Origin of the sequence: Terrabacter sp. 2YAF2, assembly GCF_052114705.1 — a bacterium.
In the GTDB taxonomy this organism is placed as follows: Bacteria; Actinomycetota; Actinomycetes; order Actinomycetales; family Dermatophilaceae; genus Terrabacter.
The window spans coordinates 261,987-288,502 of record NZ_JBFRFG010000005.1 but is presented as its reverse complement, the minus strand read 5'-3'; the positions used below and the strand labels follow the sequence as shown (position 1 = coordinate 288,502).

20 protein-coding genes are annotated in these 26,516 nt (G+C 72.7%); 14 read left to right on the top strand and 6 right to left on the bottom strand.

Annotated features, from left to right (window positions below; genetic code table 11):
• Positions 1 to 12: 12 nt before the first annotated feature.
• The 3 genes from AB4030_RS07945 to AB4030_RS07935 form a co-directional block, all read right to left on the bottom strand.
• Positions 13 to 714 (bottom strand): hypothetical protein, encoded by a 702-nt coding sequence (locus AB4030_RS07945; protein ID WP_442278666.1) that lies wholly within the window; start codon positions 712 to 714, stop codon positions 13 to 15.
• Positions 711 to 2,045, bottom strand: a complete 1,335-nt coding sequence (locus AB4030_RS07940; protein ID WP_442278665.1) for a chloride channel protein — start codon at positions 2,043 to 2,045, stop codon at positions 711 to 713. Before AB4030_RS07940 ends, AB4030_RS07945 begins: the two co-directional genes overlap by 4 nt.
• Positions 2,046 to 2,223: 178 nt before the next feature.
• A complete protein-coding gene (locus tag AB4030_RS07935; protein ID WP_442278664.1) occupies positions 2,224 to 3,105 on the bottom strand; it encodes a LysR family transcriptional regulator ArgP in 882 nt (293 codons plus the stop codon).
• 70 nt (positions 3,106 to 3,175) lie between these two features.
• On the opposite strand from AB4030_RS07935, the gene AB4030_RS07930 reads away from it, so the two are divergent.
• The 5 genes from AB4030_RS07930 (at position 3,176) to mgtA (ending at position 10,682) form a co-directional block, all read left to right on the top strand.
• Complete coding sequence (locus AB4030_RS07930; RefSeq protein ID WP_442278663.1) at positions 3,176 to 3,772, top strand: LysE/ArgO family amino acid transporter; 597 nt, start codon at positions 3,176 to 3,178, stop codon at positions 3,770 to 3,772.
• 73 nt (positions 3,773 to 3,845) lie between these two features.
• Positions 3,846 to 4,550 (top strand): nuclease-related domain-containing protein, encoded by a 705-nt coding sequence (locus AB4030_RS07925; RefSeq protein ID WP_442278662.1) that lies wholly within the window; start codon positions 3,846 to 3,848, stop codon positions 4,548 to 4,550.
• A gap of 156 nt (positions 4,551 to 4,706) precedes the next feature.
• Positions 4,707 to 4,865, top strand: coding sequence for a hypothetical protein (locus AB4030_RS07920; protein ID WP_442278661.1), 159 nt, complete (start codon positions 4,707 to 4,709; stop codon positions 4,863 to 4,865).
• A 68-nt stretch (positions 4,866 to 4,933) separates the two neighbouring features.
• A complete protein-coding gene (locus AB4030_RS07915; protein ID WP_442278660.1) occupies positions 4,934 to 7,912 on the top strand; it encodes a helix-turn-helix transcriptional regulator in 2,979 nt (992 codons plus the stop codon).
• A gap of 73 nt (positions 7,913 to 7,985) precedes the next feature.
• On the top strand, positions 7,986 to 10,682 hold the full coding sequence (gene mgtA, locus AB4030_RS07910) for a magnesium-translocating P-type ATPase (RefSeq protein WP_442278659.1): 2,697 nt from the start codon (positions 7,986 to 7,988) through the stop codon (positions 10,680 to 10,682).
• Here mgtA and AB4030_RS07905 read toward each other — a convergent pair.
• The gene (locus AB4030_RS07905; protein WP_442278658.1) at positions 10,621 to 11,829 is read right to left on the bottom strand and encodes a hypothetical protein; all 1,209 of its coding nucleotides are present in this window, start codon (positions 11,827 to 11,829) and stop codon (positions 10,621 to 10,623) included. The two genes, mgtA and AB4030_RS07905, sit on opposite strands and share 62 nt — an antisense overlap.
• A gap of 57 nt (positions 11,830 to 11,886) precedes the next feature.
• Between AB4030_RS07905 and AB4030_RS07900 the strand changes: the two genes are divergently transcribed.
• The 3 genes from AB4030_RS07900 (at position 11,887) to AB4030_RS07890 (ending at position 14,377) form a co-directional block, all read left to right on the top strand.
• Positions 11,887 to 12,882: an ArsR/SmtB family transcription factor gene (locus tag AB4030_RS07900; protein ID WP_442278657.1), complete on the top strand. Its 996-nt coding sequence runs from the start codon at positions 11,887 to 11,889 to the stop codon at positions 12,880 to 12,882.
• A 58-nt stretch (positions 12,883 to 12,940) separates the two neighbouring features.
• Positions 12,941 to 13,942: a peptidoglycan-binding protein gene (locus tag AB4030_RS07895; protein WP_442278656.1), complete on the top strand. Its 1,002-nt coding sequence runs from the start codon at positions 12,941 to 12,943 to the stop codon at positions 13,940 to 13,942.
• Positions 13,943 to 14,056: 114 nt separating this feature from the next.
• Positions 14,057 to 14,377, top strand: coding sequence for a DUF2853 family protein (locus tag AB4030_RS07890; RefSeq protein WP_442278655.1), 321 nt, complete (start codon positions 14,057 to 14,059; stop codon positions 14,375 to 14,377).
• A gap of 809 nt (positions 14,378 to 15,186) precedes the next feature.
• Here AB4030_RS07890 and AB4030_RS07885 read toward each other — a convergent pair.
• A complete protein-coding gene (locus AB4030_RS07885; protein WP_442278654.1) occupies positions 15,187 to 16,206 on the bottom strand; it encodes a hypothetical protein in 1,020 nt (339 codons plus the stop codon).
• 156 nt (positions 16,207 to 16,362) lie between these two features.
• Here AB4030_RS07885 and AB4030_RS07880 point away from each other — a divergent pair, with 156 nt between their 5' ends.
• The 4 genes from AB4030_RS07880 (at position 16,363) to AB4030_RS07865 (ending at position 19,107) form a co-directional block, all read left to right on the top strand.
• Entirely contained in the window at positions 16,363 to 17,031 is a 669-nt protein-coding gene (locus tag AB4030_RS07880) for a cobalamin B12-binding domain-containing protein (protein WP_442278653.1), read from the top strand.
• A gap of 110 nt (positions 17,032 to 17,141) precedes the next feature.
• Positions 17,142 to 17,336, top strand: a complete 195-nt coding sequence (locus AB4030_RS07875) for a hypothetical protein (protein WP_442278652.1) — start codon at positions 17,142 to 17,144, stop codon at positions 17,334 to 17,336.
• Between the two features lie 23 nt (positions 17,337 to 17,359).
• The gene (locus AB4030_RS07870) at positions 17,360 to 18,673 is read left to right on the top strand and encodes an MFS transporter (protein ID WP_442278651.1); all 1,314 of its coding nucleotides are present in this window, start codon (positions 17,360 to 17,362) and stop codon (positions 18,671 to 18,673) included.
• Positions 18,674 to 18,741: 68 nt separating this feature from the next.
• A complete protein-coding gene (locus AB4030_RS07865; RefSeq protein WP_442278650.1) occupies positions 18,742 to 19,107 on the top strand; it encodes a hypothetical protein in 366 nt (121 codons plus the stop codon).
• A 100-nt stretch (positions 19,108 to 19,207) separates the two neighbouring features.
• On the opposite strand, the gene AB4030_RS07860 is transcribed toward AB4030_RS07865, so the two are convergent.
• Positions 19,208 to 19,825 carry a thymidine kinase gene (locus AB4030_RS07860; RefSeq protein ID WP_442278649.1) on the bottom strand — a complete coding sequence of 206 codons (618 nt, stop codon included), beginning with the start codon at positions 19,823 to 19,825 and terminating at the stop codon, positions 19,208 to 19,210.
• Between the two features lie 80 nt (positions 19,826 to 19,905).
• Here AB4030_RS07860 and AB4030_RS07855 point away from each other — a divergent pair, with 80 nt between their 5' ends.
• Complete coding sequence (locus AB4030_RS07855; RefSeq protein ID WP_442278648.1) at positions 19,906 to 20,808, top strand: aminoglycoside phosphotransferase family protein; 903 nt, start codon at positions 19,906 to 19,908, stop codon at positions 20,806 to 20,808.
• 110 nt (positions 20,809 to 20,918) lie between these two features.
• A complete protein-coding gene (locus tag AB4030_RS07850) occupies positions 20,919 to 26,456 on the top strand; it encodes an ATP-binding protein (protein WP_442278647.1) in 5,538 nt (1,845 codons plus the stop codon).
• Positions 26,457 to 26,516 lie beyond the last annotated feature (60 nt).

Genomic DNA, 26,516 nt, shown 5'->3' with positions numbered 1-26,516 from the left:
CAGGGGTATCGGTCAGGGGGATGTCGCGACGACGGCGGACGTGACGGCACGTCGCCAGGCGGGCAGCATCAGGGCCGCGCCCACGAGGAAGCACACGGCGCCGCCGAAGGTGCCGGCAACGGCGAGACGCGCACTCAGCATGGCGTCGGCGCTCGGGACGACGTAGCCGGCGATCGCCGAGGCCATGAAGAGCACCGAGCCGACCATGTTGAACCAGGCGATCCGCCACGGGAGAGACCGCGGCTGGACGGCGAAGAACCGGTGCGAGACCGCGAGCACGGCGAACGCGCTCGACACGAGGAAGAGCACGGACCCGTAGAGGTCCGGGCGCCAGACGTACCGGTCCGACTCGGCGGCAGTCGCGTTGTGCGTCAGGGCGGCGATGGTGCTGATGTTGAAGAACACCGTGCCCGGGAACTGGACGGCTGCAGCCAGCCAGCTGCGGTCGTGAGGGATCCACCCCCACAGACGCACGGGAGCGGGTCGGTGCTGGGTCACCGCGTCGACGGCAGTCATCGCCGGGGTCTGCGCCTGGACGAGCTGGCCGTAGGAGGCGCTCGTGAAGAAGAGTGACCCGACGGCATACGTGATGCCGTCGACCCACCCACCGATGGCATTGAGGTAGGCGGGCACCGAACCCATCGCGAAGCACGCCGACCCGACCATGAAGAGCCAGGCGACGGTCGCGTTGAGGCGTTGGGGTCGCACGGTCATCCGGGCGGCTTCCTCTGCGCGTCGGGCACCGGAAGCACCGCAGTGACGACAAAGGAAACGACCACGGCGACGACCACCTGGGGGATGACCGTGAGCCCGTCGGTGCCCATCAGCAGGGTCGCCAGGAGCACGGACGTCAGTGGCAGCCGGAGCATGGCGCAGCACATCGCACCGATTCCGGTCCCGATGGCGGCGGCGAGCTCCATGCCAGGCAGGCCGCTGACGGCGATGCCGAGCACCGCACCGGTGAACATCGCGGGGAAGACCGGGCCCCCACGGAAGGCCGAGAGCGAGACGCCGTAGGCGACCGCCTTCAACAGACCGAGCAGCACGAGCACCCAGACGGAGTAGCCGGCCGCGCCGGCCACGAGCCCGGGCAGTGCGCTCTGTCCGGAGAACAGCACCTCGTCGAAGGGCCGACCTGTGGCCAGCTGGTACCCGGTGGCGCAGAGGCCCACGACCAGGCCCAGTCCCACGGTGACCGCCACGCGCTTGCGGTGCACGTAGGGCCGCAGGCTGAGCCCGAGCCGGCGGACGCCCCAGCCGAGCAGGGCGCCCGCGACGCCGACCGGGATGGACCACAGCAGGGACGCGAGCGTCGGCTGCACGCCGGGCGGCACCGTGGTCAGCGCGAGCGAGAAGGTGCCGAGACCGGTCCAGGCGTCGAGGCCCACGAAGACGAGGGCGCCGATGCCCGACGCGAGCAGCCCCGGCAGCGCCACGAGGCTGAGGGTCGCCCCGGCAATGCCGGCCGCCTCCATGATGAGGAAGGCGCCGAGCAGCGGCGAGCCGAGGAGCGTGCTCACCGCCGCGAAGCTGCCGGCGGACGCCATCATCGTCGCGGCCATCGGCGGGGCGTCGCGCTTCGCGAGGTGCACCGTCAGGGCCCCGAGCCCGCCACCGATCGCGATGAGTGGCGCCTCGGGCCCCAGGACCGCCCCGAGCCCGAGGGTGAGCAGGGCCGCGATCACGATGCCGGGCAGGTCGCGCCCGGTGGCGGGTCCGCCCCCGGTGCTGAAGCCCAGGGCCGGCGAGTGCCCGGCGGTCCCGGGCAGGTGACGGATCGTGAGGGCGACGAGCAGTCCGCACAGCATCAGCCAGGGAAGGGGCCACCAGGCCGGGCGCGACCCGTCGAAGAGGTTCGAGGGCAGGTCGGTGAAGAGATACTTCTGCACCACCGACACGAGCGCGAGGAAGCCGTAGGCGATCGCCGAGACAGGGATGCCGAGCAGTGCGGCCAGCACGAGGGCCGAGAGGTAGGACCGGGAGCGCACGGTGCGCGCGACGTCGATCGGGGCCGTGGCCCCGATCGGAGCGGCTGCGTCGGTCACCTCGGTCTGCCTCCTCGGGAGAGCGAGGGCATTCGCGCTCCGAGCGGGAGATGCTTGCCAGCCCAACGTAGCCGGGCGGCCCGGCGTCCCGCGCACGTTTGGCGAGTCCGGCCGTCTTGTCCGGTATGCCGTCCGGTATGCCGTCCCGTATTCCGCCTGGTATGCCGTGCGCGGCGTCTCAGGAGCGGCGTCCCGCGCGCCCGCCTGCCTTCCGGACGAGCATGCTGAGGCGGTCGAGGTGCAACGATGGCAGTCGCCAGCGCTGCCAGTAGAGGGGCACGTCGACGCGGTCGCGCGACCCGAGACGCACCAGCTCGCCTGCCTCGAGGAGCGGCGCGAGCTGCCCCGTCAACAGCGCACCCCACCCGAGGCCGGAGCGGACCGCGGTGACGAATCCCCCGCCGTCCGGCACCTCGTGGGTCGGTGGCGCACTCGTCACCCCATGCCGGTCGAGGATGCGCTGCTGGATGTCGTCCTTGTCGTTGAAACGCACGAGAGGCGCTGCAGCCCAGTCGAAACCGCGGCCCGCTCGGTGGCGGTCGAGCAGCTGCGGCGTCGCCGCCGGCAGGTAACGCATCGTCACGAGCGGCTCGGTCGAGCAGCCCTGGACCGGTGTCGGGTCCGACGTCACGGCACCCAGCACCTCGCCCGAACGGAGCAGCCGGGCCGAGTGGTCCTGGTCCTCGACGCGGATGCGCAGCACGACGTCGTCCCACTGGGCCGCCTCGGCCAGCACCGCGCCGAACCAGGTAGACATCGAGTCGGCGTTGACGACGATCGGCAGGTCGGTGCGAGACCGCGTGTCGACGGCGAGACCCGCGAGGGCCTCCGACTCGAGCAGGCTCTGCTGACGGGCCAGTCGAACGAGGGCCTCTCCCGCGGCCGTCGCCCGGCAGGGCGACGTGCGCACGACGACGACCCGCCCCACCTCGGCCTCGAGCGCCTTGACTCGCTGGCTGACGGCCGACGGCGTCACGTGCAGCTGCCTCGCCGCCGCGTCGAAGGTGCCGGTGTCGATGATGGCGAGCAGGGTGGCCAGGTGCTCAGGCTGGAGCCGCATGAAGCCATGCTAATGATGCTGAAGAAAGCTTCGCTTCACTGAAGCCAATCCCCCGTCTACCGTCGAGGGCGTGACCTCCCTCCTGCCCGGCTTCCTCACCATGGCCTCTCTCATCGTGGCCATCGGGGCGCAGAACGCCTACGTGCTCCGCACCGGACTCGCGCGCCGGCACGTCGGACTCGTCGTCGCCGTCTGCGCCCTCAGCGACGCGGTCCTCGTCGTCGCCGGCGTGCTCGGCGTCGGTGGTCTCGTCACGGCCCACCCGGGACTGCTCACGGTCGTGCGATGGGTCGGGGCGGCATACCTCGTCGGCTACGGCCTGCTCTGCCTGCGCAACGCGCGCCACCCCCAGGGTCTCGATGCGGACGGGACCCAGAGGTCACGCAGCGGCGTGCTCGCCACCGTCGTCGCCCTGACGTGGCTCAACCCGCACGTCTACCTCGACACGGTCCTGCTCGTCGGCTCGCTCGCCAACCAGCACGGCGCCGAGGGGCGCTGGTGGTTCGCCGCCGGAGCCGCCGCCGCGAGCCTCGCCTGGTTCACGGCGCTCGGCTACGGCGCGCGGCTGCTCGCGCCGCTCTTCGCGCGACCCTCCACGTGGCGTGTCCTCGACCTCGCCATAGCGCTGGTCATGTTCACCATCGCCGCCACCCTCGTCCTCGGCTGAGGTCCACGCCCGCAGCGCGCGGGTTGCCGCGTTGTCCTGCGTGACCGGCAAGGATCGACCTAGCCTCTGCCGAGTGAGCACAGGGGAGGTCGCGGCGATCGGCGACGACAAGTCGAGTGGCCCGGCGGGCGGGTCGGCGCGTCGCGAGTTCGAGCGACGACGCGATGCCCGGGAGCAACGGGTGCGCGAGCGCTTCCCCCGCATCGGCGGCTTCCTCCTCGCCGTCACGGACGAGCCTCAGAGCACCAAGGCGTGGGACACCGGCGCCGCCGGCGAGCAGGTGGTCGGAGCCCGGCTCGACGGCCTCACGGGTGACGGGCTCACAGTCCTGCACGACCGACGCATCCCGGGAACCAGGGCCAACATCGACCACATCGTCGTCTCGCGTGCCGGCGTCTTCGTCGTCGACGCGAAGAAGTACAAGGGCCAACCGGGCCTGCGCGTCGAGGGCGGCCTGTTCCGTCCCCGGACCGAGACCCTCGTCGTCGGTGGACGCAACTGCTCGAAGCTCGTCGACAGCGTGCTCAAGCAGGTCGAGCTCGTCCGCGCCGCTCTCGACGACCCCGCTCTCCCCGTCACCGCGGTGCTCTGCTTCGTCGCGGCCGAGTGGCCGCTCTTCGGAGGCTCCTTCACGACCCGCGGCGTGCACGTCCTCTGGCCGAAACGCCTCGCCCAGGTCGTGGCGGCCGAGCCGACGACGCGTGGGCCGGAGACACCCGCGCCCATCGACGTCGCATCGGTCCACGCCCGCGTCGCGCGGGCCTTTCCTCCTGCCTGAAGCGGCCCCGCGCGCTACCTCAGACCACGCGGGACGGCATACGCCATCGGATCTGAGGTAGCGAACGCCCCGGGATAGGGAGGTCGTCCGATGTGGGGGTCTACCTCAGCGACCGAGTCTGGAGAAGTCCAGAACGGCACCAGCAGAGGAAAGACCATGACCACCCAGTACCTCGACTTCCGCGCCATCCAGTACGAGATCGAGTCCCGCTACCCGCAGCGTCGCCGCGTCCGCCGCGACTCGTCGCTCGAGATCATTCGCCGCACCATGGCGCGGATCTCCCGGCAGGAGACCCAGCCGGGCCGCACCCGGTGACGACGGCGCCCCGAGCGGTGTCGCCAACCGACGCACCGCTGTCGGCGGAGTACGCGATGATGCCGCGTATGCCGCTGCGCACGGGCCCTCTCATCGGCAGGGACACCGACCTGTCCCGTCTCGCCGACGCCATCGGGTTGCGCCCCGTCGCGGGGGCCCAGCGCGGTGGCGTCGTCGTGCTGTCGGGCGACGCCGGCATCGGCAAGTCGCGGATCGTCGCGCAGCTCGTCGCCGACGCCACCGGCGCCGGCTGGTTCGCCGCGGTCGGCCACTGCGTCGGTCAGGCCGGCAGCAGTCTCGCGTACCTCCCCTTCGTCGAGCTCGTGGGCGCGATCGACGCCGGTCGCCCGGACGTCGTCGAACGCGTGCTCGTGACGCACCCGATCCTCGGGCACCTGCTGCCCGGCCGTGTCGACGTGCCCGACGGCGAGCTTGCCCAGCACGCGGAACGGGCCACCGACCCGGGCCAGGTCGCCGAGGCCGTCCACGCCCTGCTCACGGCCCTCGGCGACGCGCAGCCCTCCCTCGTCGTCGTCGAGGACGTCCACTGGGCCGACCACTCCTCGCGCGACCTCATCACCCTCCTGCTGACCCGCGGCTTCGCCTCGGCCGTCGGTCTCGTGGTGACCTACCGCTCCGACGACCTCCACCGCCGCCACCCCCTCCACGAGACGCTCGCCGTGTGGGCGCGCATCGCGGGGCTCGAGCACGTCGAGCTCGCCCCGCTCCCCGACGACGCCGTCCGAGAACTCGTCTCCGGCATCGAAGGTGCCCCCCTCGATCCCGACACGGCCACCGAGATCGCCCGGCGAGCGGAGGGCAACCCGTTCTTCGCGGAGGAGCTCGTCGCGAGCGCCGCCGCCGGCCAGGCCCTGACCGGCGGTCTGGGCCGCGTGCTCCGCGCGCGGGTCGAGCAGCTCGACGACACCACGCAGCGCGTGCTGCGCGCCATCGCCCTCAAGGGCGGTCAGTTCATCGGCCACGACCTCCTCTCCCGGGTCGTCGACCTCCCCGACGAGAGCCTCGAGGCGGCGCTGGCCGCTGCCGTCGAGCACCACGTCCTCGAGGCGCGCTGGCCCCCGGCCTACACCTTCCGCCACGCCCTGCTCGGCGAGGCGGTCGCCGACAGCCTGCTTCCGGGCGAGCGCCTGCGCCTCCATCGGGCGTATGCCGCCACGCTGGCCGAGCATCCCGAGCTCGCCCCCGCCTCCGAGCTGGCCCGCCATGCCGCGGCGGTGGGCGACCTGCCGACGGCGGTCCGGGCGAGCAGAGCGGCGGCCGAGTCGGCGATGGCCGTCGGTGGCCCGCAGGAGGCGCTGCTCCACTTCGAGCGGGCCCTGTCGTGGCTCGACGAGAACGACCCCGAGCGCGACGAGGTGACCCTGGGCGCCTCTCGCGCGGCGACCGTCGCCGGTGAGCCGATCCGCGCGATCGACCTGCTGCGCGACCGGCTCGACCACCCGGGCACCGCCCAGCAGCCGGGCGCGCGCGCCGTCCTGCTCGCGACCCTCGTCATCCGCTCGCGCATGCTCGACCTGCCCATCGACTCCGTCGCCCTCACCGACGAGGCCCTGTCACTTCTCGGCGAGGAGACCGACGAGCGCCGGGTCCGGGTCCTCGTCGCGCGCGTGCAGGCCCTCGTCGACAACGGCTCGTTCGTCGAGGCTGCCGTCGTCGGCGACGAGGTGTCGCTGCTCGCCGAGCGGCTCGGCCTGGGCGGCGCGCTCACCGAGGTCCGCACGATCATGGCGCGGGTCGTCGAGGCGCAGGAGGACCTCGACTCGGTCGAGGCCCACCTGCGGTCGGTCGTCGCCGACATCCCGCCCGACGACCCGCTGCTGCTGCGCGCCCTGCACCAGCTCGCCTCACTCGCGCACCGCCGCGGCGACCTGCCCGGATCGCTCGCCCTCTACGACCGCGGCGCCGAGGTGGCGCGACGCATGCACCGTGAGTGGGCGCCGTGGGGTCAGGAGTGCCGCCTGCTCGGGGGCCTCACGGCCTACGAGCTCGGCGACTGGGACGGCGTGGTCCGCCGGCTCGACCTCGCCGGCCGGCCGGCCCCTCAGCCGGGGCGCGCCATCTTCACGGCGGCCGCCCTCAGCGTCCAGGCCGGTCGGGGCGAGCCGGTCGACCCCGCCCTCCTCGATGCCCTCCGGCAGTGGTGGCACGTCGACGCGATCTGCGTCGTGCTGACGACCATGCCCGCGGTGGATGTGCTCGGTCAGTCCGGCGACCTGCGCGCGCTGCTCGACCTGACGGAGGCCGCGGTGCGCGTCCTCGACTCGACGTGGGGCGAGTACCACGCCATCGTCCGGCTCGCCGCGCTCGTCGCCGGCCAGGCGGCCGCGCTCGTGCCGCACGCCGACCCTGCGCTCCGGGCTCGTGCCCTGGCCGTGGTCGACGAGCTCGCCGACCGTGGTCGCCTCATCAGCGAGCTGCGGCCGGCGGTCGAAAGAGCGAGCCGACCCATGTTCGAGCGCTCTGCTGTCGGGTCGCTCGAGGACACGAGCCGCGAGACCTGGGCGTGGACGGTGCGTCTCGAGGCCGAGCTCCTGCGTCTCCAGCGCGTCGCCGGCGTCGGAGACCCACCGCCCGTGGCCGCGCTCGTCGACGCGTGGCGTGAGAGCGTCGCGGCGTTCGAGCGCTACGGGCACGTCTTCGAGGCCGCCCGGTCGCGGACCCGACTCGCCGCCGCCCTGCGGGCCGCCGGCGACCACGCCGCCTCACGCGACGTCGCCGAGCAGGCCCGCGAGGTGGCCATCCGCCTCGAGGCGAAGCCGCTGCTCGCAGAGCTCGACGACGTGCGCCCCGGCGCGGCAACCAGCCATGCCGCCGTGGAGGGTGCCGGGCCACCCGAGCTCACACCGCGCGAGCTCGAGGTGCTGGCCCTGCTCGCACAGGGCTTGACCAACGGCCAGATCGGCAAGCAGCTCTACATCAGCACGAAGACCGTGAGCGTGCACGTGTCCAACCTGCTCGCCAAGCTCGGCGCCTCCGGACGCACCGAGGCCGCCGCCATCGCCCGACGACGGGGACTCGTCTCCTGACCCCCCTCGAGGTGACCTCGGCTGTCTGCCGCGAAGGGCCGCCTGGTTCCGTCCCGAGGAGCACGATGAAGGCGTGACCTCCGGGGTGCTGGCACCCAGCGGCGGAGCGGCGTCGATCCGCGCCGCTGCCGCGCGAGCTGCGCCCGAGGTGCTCGAGTCCCTCGGCGTGGACCCCTCCCGCGGACTCGGCCCCGGCGAGGTCGAGCAGCGACGGGTCACCTACGGCCCCAACGCGATCGCGACCCACCACGCGCGTGTCCTCACCGTCCTGTGGCACCAGCTGGACTCCCCCCTGCTCGGCCTGCTGCTGGTCGCCGCGACGGCGTCGTACTTCGTCGGTGAGCAGGGCGACGCCGTCATCATCGGCTTCATCGTCGTCGTCTCCGTGGGACTGGGCTTCGTCAACGAGTACCGCGCAGAGAAGGCGGCGGCCTCCCTCCACTCGCAGGTCACCCACGAGGCAGTCGTCCTGCGGGGTGGAGCGTTCAGCCGCGTCGACGTGACCTCGATCGTGCCGGGGGACGTGGTCGAGCTCAGCCTCGGGGAGGTGGTGCCCGCCGACATCCGCCTCGTGTTCGTCGCCCGGCTCGAGTGCGACGAGTCGGTGCTCACGGGCGAGTCCCAGCCGGTGGAGAAGACGACCGACGCAGTGGACGAGGCGGCCTCCCTCGCCGATCTCTGCGGATGTGCGCTCATGGGGACCGTCGTGCACGCCGGCAGCGGGCGCGGCGTCGTCGTCGCCACGGGCTCCCGGACCGAGTTCGGGGCCATCGCCACCGGTCTCAGCACCCACCAGCTCGACACGGAGTTCCAGGTCGGCCTGCGGCGCTTCTCGATGCTGCTCGTCAAGGTCGCCGGCGCCCTGACGACCGCGATCTTCGTCATCAACGTGCTGCTTCACAAGCCGTTCCTCGACGCCCTGCTCTTCTCGCTCGCCATCGCCGTCGGCATCACGCCACAGCTGCTGCCCGCCGTCGCCTCGACGAGCCTGGCCGCGGGGTCGCGCCAGATGAGCCGGCGCAAGGTCCTCGTCAAGCGGCTCGTCTGCATCGAGGACCTCGGTGACATCGACCTGCTCTTCACCGACAAGACGGGCACCCTGACCGCCGGTCGAATCGACTACGCGCGGGCCGTGCCGGTGGACGGACAGCGCTCGGAGGACGTGGTGCGGTGGGGGCTGCTCTGCACCGAGAACGTCCCGGGAGGAGCGGCGGTCGGGACGAACCCGCTCGACGCGGCCCTGTGGGACTCGCCCGCCACGGCTCTGGTCCGCGAGTCGCCGACCGCGCTCGAGGTGCTCGGAGTGCTGCCTTTCGATCACGAGCGCCGGATGCTGTCCGTCGTGGTCCGCGACCCGGCCGGGGCCCTGCAGCTCGTCACCAAGGGGGCCCCCGAGACCGTGCTCGAACGGTGTGTCGACGTGCGACCGGGGACCCGCGCCGCCCTCGATGCCGAGTTCGCGGCCGGCAACCGCGTGATCGCCGTCGCCAGCCGACCCGTCGCCACCGCCCGGGCACCCGAGGCCGCGGACGAGCACGGCCTCCAGCTGCGCGGCCTCCTCGTCTTCCTCGACGCACCGAAGCCCGACGCCGCCGCGGCCCTGGGCCGGCTGGCCACCCTCGGTGTCCGCGTCAAGGTCGTGACCGGCGACAACGCCGTCGTGGCGGCCAAGGTGTGCAGCGACCTGGGCCTGCCGGGCGACGAGGTGCTCACCGGCGCGGACCTCGACGCCCTCGACGACGAGCACCTCATCGACGCCGTGACCGCCACGACGGTCTTCGCGCGGGTCAGCCCCGAGCACAAGGCACGCATCGTCCGCGCGCACCGTCACGGCGGGGGCGGGGTGGCCTTCCTCGGCGACGGCGTCAATGACGCGCTCGCGCTCCACGCCGCCGACGTCGGGATCTCCGTCGACTCGGGCACGGACGTGGCCAAGGACGCCGCCGACGTCATCCTGCTCGAGAAGAGCCTCGACGTGCTCGCCGACGGCGTCGTCGAGGGGCGGCGCATCTTCGCCAACACGTTGAAGTACGTCCTCATGGGGACGTCGAGCAACTTCGGCAACATGGCCTCGGCGGCCGGCGCGTCGCTCTTCCTGCCGTTCCTGCCGATGCTGCCGTCACAGATCCTGCTCAACAACCTGCTCTACGACACCGGGCAGCTGGCCATCCCGACCGACAACGTGGACCCGGAGCAGCTGCTGAGGCCGTCGCACTGGGACATCGGCTTCATCCGCCGCTTCATGCTCCTCTTCGGACCGCTCAGCTCGATCTTCGACTTCCTCACGTTCGGGATCATGCTCTGGGTCTTCCACGCCGGGCCCGACCTCTTCCGGTCAGGCTGGTTCGTCGAGTCGCTGGCCACCCAGACGCTCGTCATCTTCGCCATCCGGACGCGCGCGATCCCCTTCTTCCGGAGCCACCCCAGCCTGCCGCTGACGCTCGCGGCCCTCGGCGTCGTCCTCGTCGGCGCGGTGCTCCCGTCGTCGCCGCTGGCCGCGCCACTCGGCTTCGCGCCGCTACCCGGCGGCTTCTTCGCCGCCCTCGTCTTCATGGTCGTCGGCTACCTGGTGCTCGTCGAGTTCGGCAAGAGATGGTTCTACCGCGCTGCCGGGGCGCAGCCCACCGGCCGGCCCACCGACCTCGGCACCCGGTTCGTGCGGCGGCGGGCAGCACGCTTCAGTGTGGCGGCCCCGCCCGCGAACCGCCTCAGGTCGGGGCGGTCTCGAGCACCGGGTAACCTGGCCGCGAGCGGCGCAGGCCGGGCGTGAGGGCGATCGAGACGAGCACGGACGCCGCGGCCATGACCCCCATCGCGTGCGAGGCCGCGACCGGTCCCACCCCCAGGGCGCTCGCGACCGCGCCGCCGAGCAGGGCACCGAAGGCCTGGCCCACCATGAGCCCGGTGCCCTGCAGGCCGAACACCTGACCACGCGCCTGACCGTCGGTGTGCGACACCAGGCGCTCCTGCAGGGGCAGGCTCGCGGAGTAGCCGACGGACGCCACGAAGGCCAGCGCGGCGGCATACGGCAGCGACGGGACGAGGAAGAACGCGAGGTAGGGCACGGCGAGCAGCAGGCGCAGCGGACCGATGAGACGGTCGCGCAGCGCGACCGCCAGGAAGCGGCCGACGACGATGTCGCCGAGGAGCATCCCGGCGGCCGTGACGGCGAAGAGGTAGCCGGCGCGCTCGCCCGCGAAAGGCACGAAGAGCGCCTCGCAGCCGACGATGAGGCCGTTCGGGACCCACATCGTCAGGTAGAGCGGACGGATGACGCGCGAGCCGAGCAAGGCCCGGTTCACCTCGCGCGTGCGGCGCACGAGGGACGCGCCGGCATGGCGCGGCGGGTGGTCCGAGAGGCCGAGGCGCAGCAGGAGCACCGCGACGAAGAGCGCTGCTCCCGCCCCGAGGAAGAGCTGCGTCGTCGAGAAGGTGATGAGCAGCAGGCCACCGATGCCGTAGCCGACGATCTGCATGCCGCCGACCGCGATGTTCATCGTGGCCCGGCCGAGGATGAAGCCGTCGGGCGGGAGGATGTCGGAGACGAGCGCCATCATGCTGCCGCCGAGGGCCGAGGTGATGAGGGGCCCGACCGCGAGCAGCGCGAAGCGCCATCCCCACTCGAGTCCGGGCAGCGCCTGCAGCAGGTCCGTCACCATGGTCGTGCCGGCGACGACCACGAGCGCGGTGCGTGGCCGCACGAGGTCGGAGCCGGACCCGAAGAGCGTCTGGCCGACGAGCCGCATGAGCGGGGCGCCGAACATCGCGAGCGCCGTCAGGATCGGGGACCCGGTGGCGGCGAAGGTGATGGTGCCGAGCGCGAGGGACGCGACGGCATACGACCCGACGTTGAGGCACTGGACGAGGAAGAGGACCCGGAACTCACGGATGGCGAACAGCTGGCGGTAGGTCTTCACCCGGTCACCCTGACGGCCCGACGTCGCCCACGCTAATGTTTCGGTCGGAGGCGAAACATGGGGACGTGGCAGATCTCGGCCGACCTGCTGGCGCGGAGCCGCTTCGTCGTGTCTCCGCGCATCGAGACGGTCGCCGCCCTCAACGACCTCGTGCGGCCGAGCGATGCCGCCGGTCGCGCCTTCGCGTCAGCGCACCGCGAGTCCTTCGAGGAGATGCTGGCCGAGCACCCGGTGCGACGTGCCGTCCTCGAGCACAGCTGGCGGCCCGGCTGGATCTCCGACTGGCTCGCGCTGCCGCCCGACGGCCCCGGACGCACCTTCGCCGAGGAGATCGACGACGTGCGGACGTTGGGAGACAAGCAGGTTCGCGCGTGCCTGCGTGAGAGCAGTCCCGAGACGACGCTCCCTCGCATCCTGACCCGGCCCGGCACCGCGGAGCACGCGGCGCAGCTGCTCGAGTGGGTCTGGACACATGCCCTCGCCACCGACTGGGCCCGTCGCGAGCGCATCCTGCGCGCCGACATCGTCTCGCGCACGGCCCGGCTCGCGACCCATGGCTGGGCGGCCGTGCTGCGCGACCTCGGTCGGGACCGGGAGTGGCTCGGCGACGGCCAGCTGCGGATCAACCGCTTCGACCTGCCCTCGCGCGTGCTCGACGACGACGCCGACCTCTACTTCGTGCCCGCCCACGGCACCGCCACCTGGGTCGGGTGGCACCTGCCGCGGCGCTATGCGATCTACTACCCCGTCACCGGAGCGCTCGCGGAGGTCGACGGCCAGGCCGACGACGGGCTCGAGTGCCTCGTGGGGAGCGCCCGAGCCCGCCTGCTGCGCGGACTCGACGGACCATCGAGCACGAGCGCCCTGGTCGCCCGCACGGGTATGCCGCTCGGCTCGGTGGGCGACCACCTCAAGGTCCTGCTCGCGGCCGGGGCGGTGCTGCGCCGGCGCTCGGGTCGCGAGGTGCTCTACTGGCGCACCGCCCTCGGCGACGCCCTCGTCGCGTCCGGGCGGGGAGTTCTCCCCATGTACCGCAAGGGCGCCCGGCCCTAGCGTCGGCCCTGCGGACGCGCCCGCGTCCACGCCGTCGACACACGCTCAGGGGTCCGTCATGTTTGAGCTCCACGAAACCGCCAGTCCTTCCGTCGGCCGTCGCACGCTGCTCCGTGGCGCCGGCGGCCTGCTCATCGGCGGCGGTCTCGTCGCCGCCACGGCCACCGCCGCGCAGGCCGCGACCTCGCAGAACGGCTGGTCGGCCGGCTCGTCGGCCGTCGTCCCGCTCGACGCACTGTCCGTCGGCGCCGCTACCTTCCCGGCCGGGGTGCGCCGCGGCGACGTCCACGTCGTCCTCGGCTACGTCGCGCGCCGCTTCGACCGCGAGGTCGAGGCGCTAGTCAAGGGCTGGTGCTGGGGGCACAGCTACCGCGTCATCTCCGGCAGCACGTCGCTGTCGAACCACTCGAGCGGCACCGCCATCGACCTCAACGCGCCCCGCCACCCGCTCGGGAAGTCGGGCACCTTCAGCGCCACACAGCGCTCGCACATCCGCTCGATCCTGAACTCCTGCAACGGAGTCGTGCGGTGGGGCGGCGACTACTCCGGCCGCAAGGACGAGATGCACTTCGAGATCAACGTGCGTCCGGGTGATGCCCGGCTCGCGGCCCTCGCCAAGCGCATCGGCGGCGGAGGTGGCGGCGCGCCGGCGCCCGCTCCGATCACGTGGACGACCGTCAAGCGCGGCGCAAGCGGCTTCCGCGTCACGGCGATCCAGCACCTGCTGCGCCACCACGGCTACACCCTCACGGTCGACGGCGCGTTCGGCCCGACGACCCAGAGCCGTGTCATCTCCTTCCAGCACGCCCGGAGCCTGGCGGCCGACGGCGTGGTCGGCCCGAAGACGTGGTCGGCACTCGTCGTGACCGTCAAGCGCGGTTCGAGCGGCCAGGCCGTCGTCGCGGCCCAGAAGCTGCTGACCCACCGCGGCCACGCGCTGACCGCCGACGGCGTCTTCGGCGCGATGACGGCGACGAAGACCCAGGCCTTCCAGCAGTCGCGCCATCTCACGGCCGACGGGGTGGTCGGCGCCCGCACCTGGGCGGCCCTCACCGCCTGACGGCAAGCGCCCGGAGCCTCGAGGTGAAGTCTCGTCGCGAAACCCCTCTCAGGCGACGTGGGCGGGTCTAGCGTCACTCGTGTTCCAGCCATTCAACGAAGAGGGGCACGGCACATGGCAGAAGACTGGGCAGCAGACGTCAAGAAGTACTCCCCCGACGCCGACGACGCCGCGATCAAGGGCATCGTCCGGCACTGCGGTATCGCGCTGCAGAAGCGCGACTCGGCACTCGTGTCGTTCAGTGACAAGACCGAGACCGACCGCGTGCGTGACGGATTCATGAAGAAGAAGCTCGGGCTCACCGACTCGGACGCCGAGCTCGACGCCTCACTGGCGGAGGTCGGCCAGACGCTCAAGGGCGACCGCACGAAGAACCGCGTCACCGTCTACTACCTGCTGGCCGAGAAGCACGGGAAGCTCGACCTCTTCCGCTGAGGCGACCCGAGGGCTGCTGACGCGGGTGGGCCGTTGCCACGTGCAACGGCACACCCGCGCCAAGATCCTGGGTCCAGGCCTCGATTTCTGACCGTGCATCGGCGCAGCATGGAACACGGACAACCACAACGCCGTGCACCATGGCACTCCCTCGCGTCGCCTCCGCCGAGCAGGGCCGCCCCGGCGGTCGCCTCCCGGCGAGGATCCCCCTCCCCAACGGACTCCAACCGGAGGGCATCACCTCGGGGCCGGGCGCCACGTTCTACGTCGGTTCGTTCGGCGACGGACGCATCGTCAAAGGCAACCTGCGCACCGGGACCGTCCGCGCCCTCCTCTCTCCCGCCACCGGCCGCTCACTGCGTGGCCTCTTCTTCGACCGCCGCACCGGACTGGTCTGGGCCGTGGGCAGCCTCGGCACCGAGGGGCACGTCTGGGCGGTGGACGCGGTCTCCGGAGCCGTGACCGGCGACACCGTCGTCCCCGAGGCCGGCTTCCTCAACGACCTCGTCGTCACCCCTCGCGCGGTGTGGGTCACCGACTCGAGCGTCGACCGGCTCACCGTCGTGCGCCTCACCCGCAGCGGCCACCCCACCGGGTCCCCTGCCCGCTTCGTGGACCTGACCGGCGCGTGGCCGGCCAGTCCCCCGAACACATTCAACGCCAACGGCATTCGCGCACTGACTGAGGACGTGTTCGTGCTCAACAACACGCGTGTGGGCGGCCTGTGGCAGGTCGACGGCGAGTCCGGAGCCACGCGACGCATCGCCGTCACCGGCGGCCCACCGATCACGAGCGGTGACGGCCTCGAGCTACTGGATCACGCGGCTCGGCACCGCCTGACACGTGCGGGTGCCCTCCGGCACCAGAGGCTGGGGCGCACCGGAACCCGGCCACGCGTCGAGCCAGGTCGAGCGCGGGCTCACATAGGGAGAGATGAGGTCGACGAGTCCCGGATCGGCCTGTCCCGCAAGCACCTGCGAAGCGATCCGTCGTGAGGCGCCGGCGAGGAAGTCGGCCAGCTGAACGCGCGGGTCGTCCTGCGAGTCGACGAAGCTGATGCCCTCGAGCGCCTCCGACGACCCGTCGGCCCTCGAGCCGACGGCCGTGCGGATCGCCGCATCGGTGAGGGTCGCCTGCACGTCGTGGACCACCCAGAGAGGACGACCGACCGCTCCCCAGTGACGCAGGACCTCCGCGAACGCCGGCACGATCGGGTCGAGCACGCCCCGACCGCGCGCCACGAGGGCGAGCAGCGCCTCCGGACCCGCGGGCACCCCTGCCACCAGGTCCGGAGCGAGGTCGGCCACGTCGGCCAGCCCGCGGCGCAAGGCCTGGGCGCTCTCGGCCGCCTCGTCGAGCGAGCGGGCGCGCACGATGTCGTTGAAGTCGGCGAGCACCGTCTCCCAGCCCTGCCGACCCAGGCGTCGCACGGCCGTGCGGTGCAGCTGCTCCGATCGACGCGCGCTGTCCGGGAGCGACGCCGGTCCGCCATCGAGCAGCGCCACCATGCGGCCCGTCAGGTGCAGGGCCTTGTCGGTGAGGTGCACGTGGGCTCGGCCGAGGAGCGGCCCGTCGGCGCCGAGGAGCCACTCGAGCAGCCGCCGGTTCTGGGGCCGCAGCACGACGCTCGCCTTGACCTCCGTCGCCGGCGACCTGGCCTCGACGCGCACGCGCTCGATCGTCGCCGTCGCCGTCGACGTCGTGACGTCTACGCTCGCATGGGCGAAGGTGTCGGTGCTGCCTCGGACGAGCTTCTCCCCCTCCGAACCGGACTCGTCGCACGCCACCTCGAGGAGGACGGTGGCGCGCGGGAGGGCGGAGGACGGCATACCCCATCCTGTGCGCAGGACGCGGCCGCGCCAACCGACTTTGCGCCCGGAGGGCACGATTCGGTCACGACGGTGAGCAGGCTGAGCGGAACGGGTACGACGCCGCAGTTCTCACCGGGCGCTCACGGTCCCCGGCCCGACCCGAGGGAGCCCTCCATGACCACGCCGCACCGCACGACACCCGGCGAGTGGCGCGACGGCCTCGAGGAGACGCTCGAGAGCTTCGACGAGACCGGTGGGCACCGCGTCCTCAGCCGGGTCTTCGACGAGCTCGGCGTGGAGGACGCGCTCTCGCTGGTCGTGCTGCCCTACCTCCACGACGTCGGCGAGCGCTGGTCGGCCGGCTCGATCGGGGTGGCCCAGGAGCACTTCGCGAGCCACGTGCTGCGCTCGCGGCTCTCCGTCCTGATGGAGGCCCCCGAGCGCGCCGACGGCCCGCTCGCCGTGCTCGCGTGCATGCCCGGAGAGCACCACGAGTTCGGGCTCATGGCCACCGCGATCGTCCTGTCGCGGCTCGGGTGGCGCTCGAGCTATCTCGGCGCCAACACGCCGACGGCCGAGCTCGCCCACACCTGTCGCATGCTCCGGCCCGCGGCTGTCGTCGTCGCCGCCCACCGGTCCACCGCCTTCGCAGCCCACGCGCCGGCGCTCCGGCGGCTGGCCGGGTCGACGACGGTGCACCTCGCGGCCCATGGCGCCACGGACGAGGTCGCCGAGCTCTGCGGCGCCTCGAGCCTGCACGGTGACCCGGTGTGGGCAGCCCGCGCGCTGCACGAGGCGCACGGACGGTCCACCCCGGACGTCGCCGAGCCCACCGCCGTCTGACCGACACGGCCGACGGCGCCGGGCGAACCGGGCCCAGGACCTCCGCGAGGATAGGCTCGTCTGTCATGCCCAGCCACCGTGATCCGCAGGACCAGACCGATGGAGCTCCCATGAACGAAGGACCGAGCGGGGACCAGGAGGCCGCGGAGGTCCCCCAGCCCGTCGAGCCCGTCGAGTCGGTGCTCGTGGAGGGATCCGGACGGAGGGTGCGCGACCAGCGCATCGGCCTCGTCTTCGCCGGCCTCGCGGTCGCCGCCCTGCTCGTCGGCGGTCTCATCGCCCTGGTGCTCGCGATGGCCGGCTGAGCACGGCCGCCGCGGACGAGCGCATGACCTGGGCCGGACACCTTCCCGCGAGCCGCGAGTACCGTCGCATCCTCGTCGGGCTCGGCGCCGCAGGAGTCGCGACCTTCGCGCAGCTCTACTCGCCGCAAGGGCTGCTCCCGACCCTGGCCCGCGGGCTCCGGGTGAGTCCGACCGAGGCCGCGCTGTCCGTCTCGCTCGCCACCCTCGGCGTCGCGATCGCGGTTCTGCCGTGGTCGTGGGTCGCCGACCGCGTCGGCCGGCTGCGTGCGATGCAGGTGGCCATCGTCGCCTCGACCGTGCTCGGTGTCCTCGTCGCGCTCGCCCCCACCATCGAGGTCCTCCTCGGGCTCCGCCTCGTCGAGGGCATGGCCCTCGGCGGCCTCCCGGCACTGGCGGTCACCTACCTGCACGACGAGGTGCATGCGCGCCACACGGCGGCCGCCGCCGCGGCCTACATCTCGGGCACCACCGTCGGCGGCGCGGCCGGACGCCTCATCGCCGGACCCCTCGCCGGCCTGGTGGGCTGGCGGCCGGCGCTGCTCACCGTGGCCGCCGTGTGCGCGGTCGCCTCCGTCGTGTTCCTGCGCCTCATGCCCCGTCCGCGCGGTTACCGACCGTCGACCGCCACGACCGCCCGGACCGTCGCCGACGGCATCCGCACGAGCCTGCGCGACCCTGCGCTGCTCGCGCTCTACGCCCAGGGCGCCCTGCTCATGGGCGGCTTCGTCGCGGTCTACAACTACCTCGCCTTCCGTCTCGAGGGACCCGAGTTCGGGCTGCCCGCGACGGTCGGGTCGCTGATCTTCGCTGCGTATGCCGCCGGCACCGTCAGCTCGCGCCTGACCGGCCGATGGGTGCCGCGCCTCGGGCGGCGCCGCGTGCTCCTCGGCGGCACCTTGACCATGGTGATGGGCGCCCTGCTCACCCTTTCGAGCGCGCTGGTGGTGGTCGTCGTCGGGCTCCTCGTGCTCACCGCAGGCTTCTTCGCGGCTCACGCGACGGCATCCGCCTGGGTGGGCGCCCGAGCCACGACCGGACGGGCCCAGGCGACGGCGCTCTACAACGTCTTCTACTACAGCGGGTCCGCGCTCGTCGGATGGGTGCTGGGCTACGCGTGGTCGGGTCCGGGTTGGTCTGCCGTCGTCGAGGCGGTGGTGGCGCTCGCCGTCGTCGCGATGGGGCTCGCTCTCACCGTCCTGCCGGGCCGCTCGACGACGCCCATCACGTCTCCTCGGGCCCCAGCGCGCGAATCACGGCCTGCGGTCCGTCCCACCGTCGCCAGGCCGGACGAAACGGACCGAGCAGACGGATCACGAGGTGCTCGACGGCCGCGCTGACACGTCGGACCGTTGCCGACCACGGGCTGACGGCGCTGCTCGCGCCCCCGCTTCCAGACGGTCGCGGCGTGCTGCTCGTCGACGGACGCTCCGGCAGCGGCAAGACGACCTTCGCCGAACGCGTGGCCGCCCTGCTCCACGGCGCCGTCGTCCACACCGACGACCTCGCGTGGCACGGAGCTGTGACGTTGGCCGAGGGCGTTCTCGTCCTCGAGGGCGTCGGCGCGGGACGCGCGTCGCTGGCTGCCCGTGCCGAGGCGGTCGTCTGGGTGCAGTCCGACCGGCTGGAGGCGCGGCAGCGCGGCATCCGACGGGAGGTCGAGCTGGGCCGGACACCCGGGGAGGCGGAGCAGTTCTGGGACGCGTGGATGGGCGCAGAGGAGCCGCTCCTCGCGTCCGACCGCCCGTGGGAGCGGGCCGCCGCGTCGCTGTGACCCGACGCGGCCCCTGTGCGTTGGGTCGCCAGGTGACTCAGGCCGTGGCGAGGAGTGTCTGGGTCACAGCGACAACCCAGTGCACAGCAGCCGGGCAGCATCACCGGACGCCCACCCGTGCGGGACGCACGAAGCAGGAGCGGCAGCGCGCCTCGTAGGTGAAGGTGCCGTCGTCGGGCAGCGCCTCGGAACCGCCGAGGTGGTCGAGGAAGGGCTCACCCGAGCGGAGCACCTGCGTGTGGGTGGCGCTGAAGTCACGGCACTGGTCGCACACCGCGCGCCGGTAGGCGACGGTGTCGGGCCCGAGCTCGAGCAGGGCCCGGACCGGGGCGAAGAGCTCGCCGCGGTGGTCGAGGTCGATCCCGGCGACGACGACGCGGGTGCCGCGACGCAGCAGCTCGCCGATGACGGCCATGTCGTCGAGGTCGAACATGTGCACCTCGTCGACGCCCACGACGTCGAGCTGCTCGTCGAGGGCGGCGTGCAGGGACGAGACCTTCGTCGTCGCGAGCTCGCCGCCGCTGCGCGAGGTCACGCCGGTGTCGCGGACGTGCCGCTCCGACTGGTAGACGCGGTGCCTCACGCGGGTGAACTGCAGCGGCGACAGCGTCGAGATCAGGGCCAGGCTCTTTCCCGACTTCATCGGACCGAGCACGACGTCGAGGGACACCCCGGATGCGGTGCGAACGGCCTGCCTGACGTCGTCGATCGTGGTCACGGGCGAGAACGCTATCGCTCGCCGGTGTCAGTCCGGAAAACCCGTCGCCCCCGAGCTCCCACCCGCCTAGCGTGACCGGGATGCCGATGCACGAGGACGAGGTCCGCGCCACACCCGAGCTGGTCGAGCGGCTCGTCGCCGAGCAGTGCCCACAGTGGGGGGACCTGCCCGTCACCACGCTGCCCGACGACGTCGAGGGCACCGACAACGTGCTCTTCCGGCTCGGCAGCGAGCTCGTCGTGCGCATGCCGAAGATCGACTGGGCCCAGGACCAGGCCGAGTCCGACGCGCGCTGGCTGCCCCTGCTCGCCCCGCACCTGCCCGCGGCCGTGCCGGTGCCGGTCCACGTCGGCCGGCCCTCGAACGGCTACCCGTGGGTGTGGTCCGTGGTGCCCTGGGTCGTCGGGTCCACGCCGCCACGCCTCGGCGTCGACGACGTGCGGCTGGCCCAGGACCTCGCAGCGTTCGCCCTGACCCTGCGTGCGGTCGACGCCACGGGCGGCCCCACCAAGCCGCCGGGATCGCGCGGCACCCCGCTCGTGCACGCCGACGCCGGCGCCCGGGCAGGCCTCGAGCGCCTGCGGGCCCACGACGACGGCATCGACCTCGCGGCCGCCGAGCGCGCCTGGGAGCTGTGCGTGTCCGCGCCCGGCTGGGGCGCCGACCCGGTGTGGATCCACGGGGACCTCCAGCCCGGCAACCTCGTCGTCGACGACGACCGGCTCGTCGCCGTCATCGACTGGGGCGCTCTCGGCGTCGGCGACCCGGCACCTGACGTCGCCGCTGCACTCTGGACCTTCACGGGCGAGGCCCGGGACGCCTACCGCACGGCGGTCTGCCCCGACGACGCCACGTGGCTGCGCGCCTGCGGCTGGGCGCTGGCGCCGTCGCTCACGGGCATCGACTACTACCGGCACACCTTCCCCCGGATGGCAGAGCACGGACGACGCATGGTGCGGGCCGTCGTGGCCGAGCTGACCTGACCCGAGCTGACCGGACCAACCGACGAATCGGCGCCTGTCTACTCGCCGGTCACCGCGCCGGCGTGGAAGGCTGCGGGGAGCGACACCACCCCTCGGCAGAAGGAGCCCCGATGATCTCTCGCATCGCCATCGTGAACCGCGGCGAAGCCGCCATGCGGCTCATCCACGCGGTGCGGGACCTCAACGCCGCAGCAGGCGCGCACGGCCACCGCATCGAGACGATCGCCCTGCACACCGAGGGTGAGCGCCGGGCGATGTTCGTCCGCGAGAGCGACCACGCCTACGACCTCGGCCCCGCGTCGGCGCGCCCCTACCTCGACCACGCCGTCCTCGAACGCGCCCTGCGCGAGACGAACGCCGACGCCGCCTGGGTCGGCTGGGGCTTCGTCGCCGAGGACCCGGCGTTCGCGGAGCTGTGCGAGCGCGTCGGCGTCACCTTCATCGGCCCGAACCCCGAGGCGATGCACAAGCTCGGCGACAAGATCGGCAGCAAGCTCATCGCCGAGGAGGTCGGCGTGCCCGTCGCGCCGTGGAGCCGCGGCGGCGTCGACACCCTCGAGGACGCCAAGGCCGCGGCCGCGCGGATCGGCTACCCGCTCATGCTCAAGGCGACCGCCGGCGGCGGTGGTCGCGGCATCCGCCGCGTCGACTCCGACGCCGACCTCACCGACGCCTACGAGCRCACCCGGGACGAGGCGCAGCGCGCGTTCGGCTCGGGCGTCGTCTTCCTCGAGAAGCTCGTCACCGGCGCCCGCCACATCGAGGTCCAGGTCATCGCCGACGGGCAGGGCGCCGCGTGGGCGGTCGGTGTGCGCGACTGCTCGGTGCAGCGCCGCAACCAGAAGGTCATCGAGGAGTCCGCCTCGCCCGTGCTCAGCCCCGAGCAGGAGGACGAGGTCCGCACGAGCGCCGAGCGCCTCGCGATCGCCGTCGGCTACGCCGGCGCCGGCACCGTCGAGTTCCTCTACCACCCGGGCGATCGGTTCTTCGCCTTCCTCGAGGTCAACACCCGCCTGCAGGTCGAGCACCCCATCACCGAGGTCGTCACCGACACCGACCTCGTCAAGCTCCAGATCTTCGTCGCGAACGGCGGTCGCCTCGACGACCTGCCGGGCGGCCGGCCCACCCAGCGCGGCCACGCCGTCGAGGCCCGCCTCAACGCCGAGGATCCCGACCGCGACTTCGCGCCGAGCCCCGGCCGCATCAGCCTGCTCCAGTTCCCTGCCGGTCCCGGCATTCGCGTGGACACCGGTGTGGGAGAGGGCGACTCGATCCCCGCCGACTTCGACTCGATGATCGCCAAGATCATCGCGCACGGCCGCGACCGCGACGAGGCGCTCGCCCGCCTGCGCCGCGCCATGGCCGAGACGACCGTCGTCATCGACGGCGGCTCGACGAACAAGAGCTTCATCCTCGACCTGCTCGACCAGCCCGAGATCATCGACGGCTCGGCCGACACCGGCTGGATCGACCGCGTCCGCGCCGAGGGTCGCCTCGTCTCGCACCGCCACTCCGGCGTCGCGCTCGTCGCCGCCGGCATCGAGGCCTACGAGGACGCCGAGGCCATCGAGCGCGCCCGCCTGCTCGAGTCGGCCCGGGGCGGTCGCCCGCAGGTCCAGCACACGGTCGGCCGCGCCATCGACCTCAAGCTGCGCGGCACGGCATACAAGGTCATGGTGCTGCGCACGGCGTCGCACCGCTACCGCGTCTCCATCACGAACGGCGGCGACGAGCACGTCGTCGACGCGGCGCTCGACCGCATCGACGAGTATGCCGGCCGCATCGTCGTCGAGGGCCGCCCGCACCGCCTGATCACGGCCACCCACGGGCCGGTCCACCTCGTCGAGGTCGACGGCATCACCCACCGCGTCACCCGCGACGAGGGCGGCGTCGTGCGCTCGCCCGCGCCCGCGCTCGTCGTCGCGACCCCCGCCCAGGTGGGTGACGAGGTCGCCGCGGGCGCCCCGGTGCTCGTCCTCGAGTCGATGAAGATGGAGACGGTGCTGCCGGCCCCCTTCGCGGCGCGCGTGCGTGAGCTCCTCGTCTCCGTCGGCAGCCAGGTCGAGACCGGCGCACCGCTCGTGCGCCTCGAGCCGACCGGCGACGAGGACGAGGTGGTCGAGGCGGCCGCCACCGACGGGGTCGACCTCGACCTGCCCGACTCGAGCGCCGGCCGGGCGACGGTGCGCGAGCGCGTCGACCGCGGCATCGAGGACCTCTCCGCGAGCGTCCTCGGCTTCGACGGCGACCCGAGCGGCGACCGGCAGGTGCTCACCCGCTACCTGTCGGCGCGCGACGAGATCGCCGCCGGAGGCACGATCCCGCTCGGCGAGGAGATCGCGGTCCTCGAGCTGCTCACCGACTTCGCCGAGCTGAGCCGCAACCGCCCGGCCGCCGAGGAGCGCCACACCGAGCTGCTCGTGCACAGCCCGCGCGAGCACTTCCACTCCTACCTCCAGAGCCTCGACGTCGACCGCGCCGGCCTCTCGGCGGAGTTCCGCGACAAGCTCGCCCGCGTCCTTCGCCACTACGGCGTCACCGACTTCGAGCGCACGCCCGACCTCGAGGAGGCGGTCTTCCGCATCTTCCTCGCGCAGCAGCGCTCGGCCCCCGAGGTGCAGCTGGCGACCTCGATCCTCCAGCGCTGGCTCGCCGAGCCGATCCCTGAGCCGCCGCACGACGCGGCCGCCCGCGACGTGCTCGAGCGCCTCGTCGTCGCGACGCAGCTGCGCTTCCCCGTCATCGGCGACCTCGCTCGCAGCGTCCGCTTCCGCTGGTTCGACCAGCCCCTCGTCGACGAGGACCGCCAGAGCGTCCTGGCCGGCGTGCGGGACAAGCTCGCGGCCCTGGCCGCCGAGCCCGAGGCACCCGACCACGCTGCGCGCATCGACGAGCTGGCGGCCATCCCCGAGCAGATCGTCCGCTTCCTCGCCGAGCGGCTGCACGAGGAGGCACCCGAGCGGCTGCCCGAGCACGAGCCGATGCTCGAGGTGCTCATCAAGCGCCACTACCGCGAGCACGAGCTGCACGGCCTCCGCACCTTCTCCGAGGGCGGCCGCCCCTTCGCCGTCGCCGACTACACGCTCGACGACCGTCCGACGCACCTGACGTCGACGATCGGCGGCGTCGACGAGCTCGTGCCCGGCGGCCCCCTCGACGCGGCCGTGTCCAACGACGTGTGGTCGCGCCCGACCGGGATGCACTCCGTCGTCGATCTCTACCTGCGCTGGCCCGAAGAGCCCGCGTCGCCCGACGCCGCGAGCGAGCAGCTGGCCTCGCTCCTCCAGCAGCTTCCCTTCGCGCAGGACGTACGCCGGGTGGCCGTCGCCGTGAGCGCCGGCCGCGGGCGTCCCGTCAGCTACTTCACCTTCCGCCCGGTCGACGGCGCGCTCGTCGAGGACCGGCTCGTCCGTGGCGTGCACCCCATGGTGGGGCGCCGCCTCAACCTGTGGCGCCTCACGTCCTTCGACGTGACGCGCCTCGAGTCGCCCGAGGACGTCCTGCTCTACGAGTGCGTCGCCAAGGACAACCCCGAGGACCACCGACTCGTCGCCCTCGCCCAGGTGCGCCAGATCGTCGTCGTGCGCGACGAGTCCGGCCAGGTCTCGGGGCTGCCGCACGTCGAGCGCGCCATCGCCAACTGTCTCGAGGCGATCCGCCGGGTCCGGGCGAGCCGCGGCGCCAAGGGCTCCAAGCTCGACATGAACCACGTGTGGGTGCAGATCTGGCCGACCATCGAGGCCGACCTCAGCCAGCTGACGGCCCTGCAGGACAAGATCGCCCCGGTCACGGCCGGCGCCGGCATCGAGGAGGTCCTCGTCCAGGCTCACATCGCGGGGGCGCCCGGCGAGGCGCCGCTGCCGATCGCCGGCCGGTTCTTCTACCAGCCCGGCTCGGGGGTCACCGCCGCAGTGGGGGCACCGCCGACCGAGCCGCTCAAGCCCTTGGACGACTACGCCTCCAAGGTGGTCCGGGCCCGACGGCGCGGCCTCGTCTACCCGTACGAGCTCCAGTCGATGATCGCGGGCGACGGCGGCACCGTCGTCGAGCACGACCTCGACGACACCGGCGCACTCGTCCCGGCCGACCGCCCGCAGGGCCTCAACAAGGCCGGCATCATCGTGGCCGTCGTCAGCTCGCCGACCGCGCGCCACCCGGAGGGCGTCACCCGGGTCGTGCTGTCGGGCGACCCGCTCCGTTCGCTCGGCTCGGTCGCCGAGGCCGAGTGTGCCCGCGTCATCGCGGCGATCGACCTCGCCGAGCAGATGCAGGTCCCCCTCGAGTGGTACTCCCTCTCGGCCGGCGCGCGCATCTCCATGGACTCGGGCACCGAGAACATGGACTGGGTGGCCCGGGCCCTCAAGCGGATCATCGAGTTCACCCAGGCGGGCGGCGAGATCAACATCGTCGTCGCCGGCATCAACGTCGGCGCCCAGCCGTACTGGAACGCCGAGGCGACGATGCTCATGCACACCAAGGGCATCCTCGTCATGACGCCCGACAGTGCGATGGTGCTCACCGGCAAGCAGTCGCTCGACTTCTCCGGGGGCGTCTCGGCCGAGGACAACTTCGGCATCGGCGGCTACGACCGGGTCATGGGCCCGAACGGCCAGGCGCAGTACTGGGCCAAGGACCTCGCCGGCGCCCGCGCCATCCTCATGGCGCACTACGACCACGCCTACGTCAGCCCCGGCGAGTCCGGTCCGCGCCGCGTCCCCACGAGCGACCCGTCGCACCGTGACGTGACGCTCTTCCCGCACGACGCACCCGGTTCGGACTTCACGACGGTCGGCGAGATCTTCAGCTCGCTCACCAACCCGGACCGCAAGAAGCCGTTCGACATCCGCACCGTCATGCGGGCCGTCTCCGACCAGGACCACGAGCCGCTCGAGCGCTGGGCCGGCATGGCCGACGCCGAGACGGCCGTCGTCCAGGACGCCCACCTCGGCGGTATCCCGGTGTGCCTCATCGGCATCGAGTCCAAGTCGGTGCCGCGTCGCGGCTTCCCGCCCACCGACGGCCCCGACACCTACACGGCCGGCACGCTCTTCCCCCGGTCGAGCAAGAAGGTCGCGCGGGCCATCAACGCCGCGAGCGGCAACCGTCCGGTCGTCGTCCTCGCGAACCTGTCGGGCTTCGACGGCTCGCCGGAGTCGATGCGCAGCCTCCAGCTCGAGTACGGCGCCGAGATCGGCCGGGCCATCGTCAACTTCGACGGCCCGATCATCTTCACCGTCGTCTCCCGCTACCACGGTGGCGCGTTCGTCGTCTTCTCCAAGACGCTCAACCCGCGCATGACGGTGCTCGCCGTGGAGGGGTCGTTCGCCTCGGTGCTCGGTGGCGCCCCGGCGGCGGCCGTCGTCTTCTCGCGCGACGTCGACGCCCGCACGGCGTCCGACCCGCGCGTGGCCGAGCTCGAGCGCCGGCTGGCCGCCGCGTCCGGAGTGGAGCGGGCGCGCCTCGCCACCGAGCTCGCCGAGCTGCGCACGTCGGTGCGGGCCGAGAAGCTCGGTCAGGTTGCGTCCGAGTTCGACACGGTGCACAGCATCCACCGGGCCGTCTCGGTCGGATCGGTCGACGCCGTCATCGACGCCCACGACATGCGGCCGCGCATCATCGCCGCCATCGAGGCCGGCCTGCAGGACTGACGCACGACGACGAAGAGGGCGTGTGCCGGGAGCGGGGCTCCCGGTACCCGCCCTCTCTCA

Excerpts from the sequence above, each read along its gene's own strand:
- AB4030_RS07945 (WP_442278666.1), bottom strand. The coding sequence starts at position 714 with ATGACCGTGCGACCCCAACGCCTCAACGCGACCGTCGCCTGGCTCTTC.
- AB4030_RS07935 (WP_442278664.1), bottom strand. The coding sequence starts at position 3,105 with ATGCGGCTCCAGCCTGAGCACCTGGCCACCCTGCTCGCCATCATCGAC.
- AB4030_RS07920 (WP_442278661.1), top strand. The coding sequence starts at position 4,707 with ATGACCACCCAGTACCTCGACTTCCGCGCCATCCAGTACGAGATCGAG.
- AB4030_RS07915 (WP_442278660.1), top strand. The coding sequence starts at position 4,934 with ATGCCGCTGCGCACGGGCCCTCTCATCGGCAGGGACACCGACCTGTCC.
- AB4030_RS07900 (WP_442278657.1), top strand. The coding sequence starts at position 11,887 with ATGGGGACGTGGCAGATCTCGGCCGACCTGCTGGCGCGGAGCCGCTTC.
- AB4030_RS07895 (WP_442278656.1), top strand. The coding sequence starts at position 12,941 with ATGTTTGAGCTCCACGAAACCGCCAGTCCTTCCGTCGGCCGTCGCACG.
- AB4030_RS07890 (WP_442278655.1), top strand. The coding sequence starts at position 14,057 with ATGGCAGAAGACTGGGCAGCAGACGTCAAGAAGTACTCCCCCGACGCC.
- AB4030_RS07885 (WP_442278654.1), bottom strand. The coding sequence starts at position 16,206 with ATGCCGTCCTCCGCCCTCCCGCGCGCCACCGTCCTCCTCGAGGTGGCG.
- AB4030_RS07880 (WP_442278653.1), top strand. The coding sequence starts at position 16,363 with ATGACCACGCCGCACCGCACGACACCCGGCGAGTGGCGCGACGGCCTC.
- AB4030_RS07875 (WP_442278652.1), top strand. The coding sequence starts at position 17,142 with ATGAACGAAGGACCGAGCGGGGACCAGGAGGCCGCGGAGGTCCCCCAG.
- AB4030_RS07870 (WP_442278651.1), top strand. The coding sequence starts at position 17,360 with ATGACCTGGGCCGGACACCTTCCCGCGAGCCGCGAGTACCGTCGCATC.
- AB4030_RS07855 (WP_442278648.1), top strand. The coding sequence starts at position 19,906 with ATGCCGATGCACGAGGACGAGGTCCGCGCCACACCCGAGCTGGTCGAG.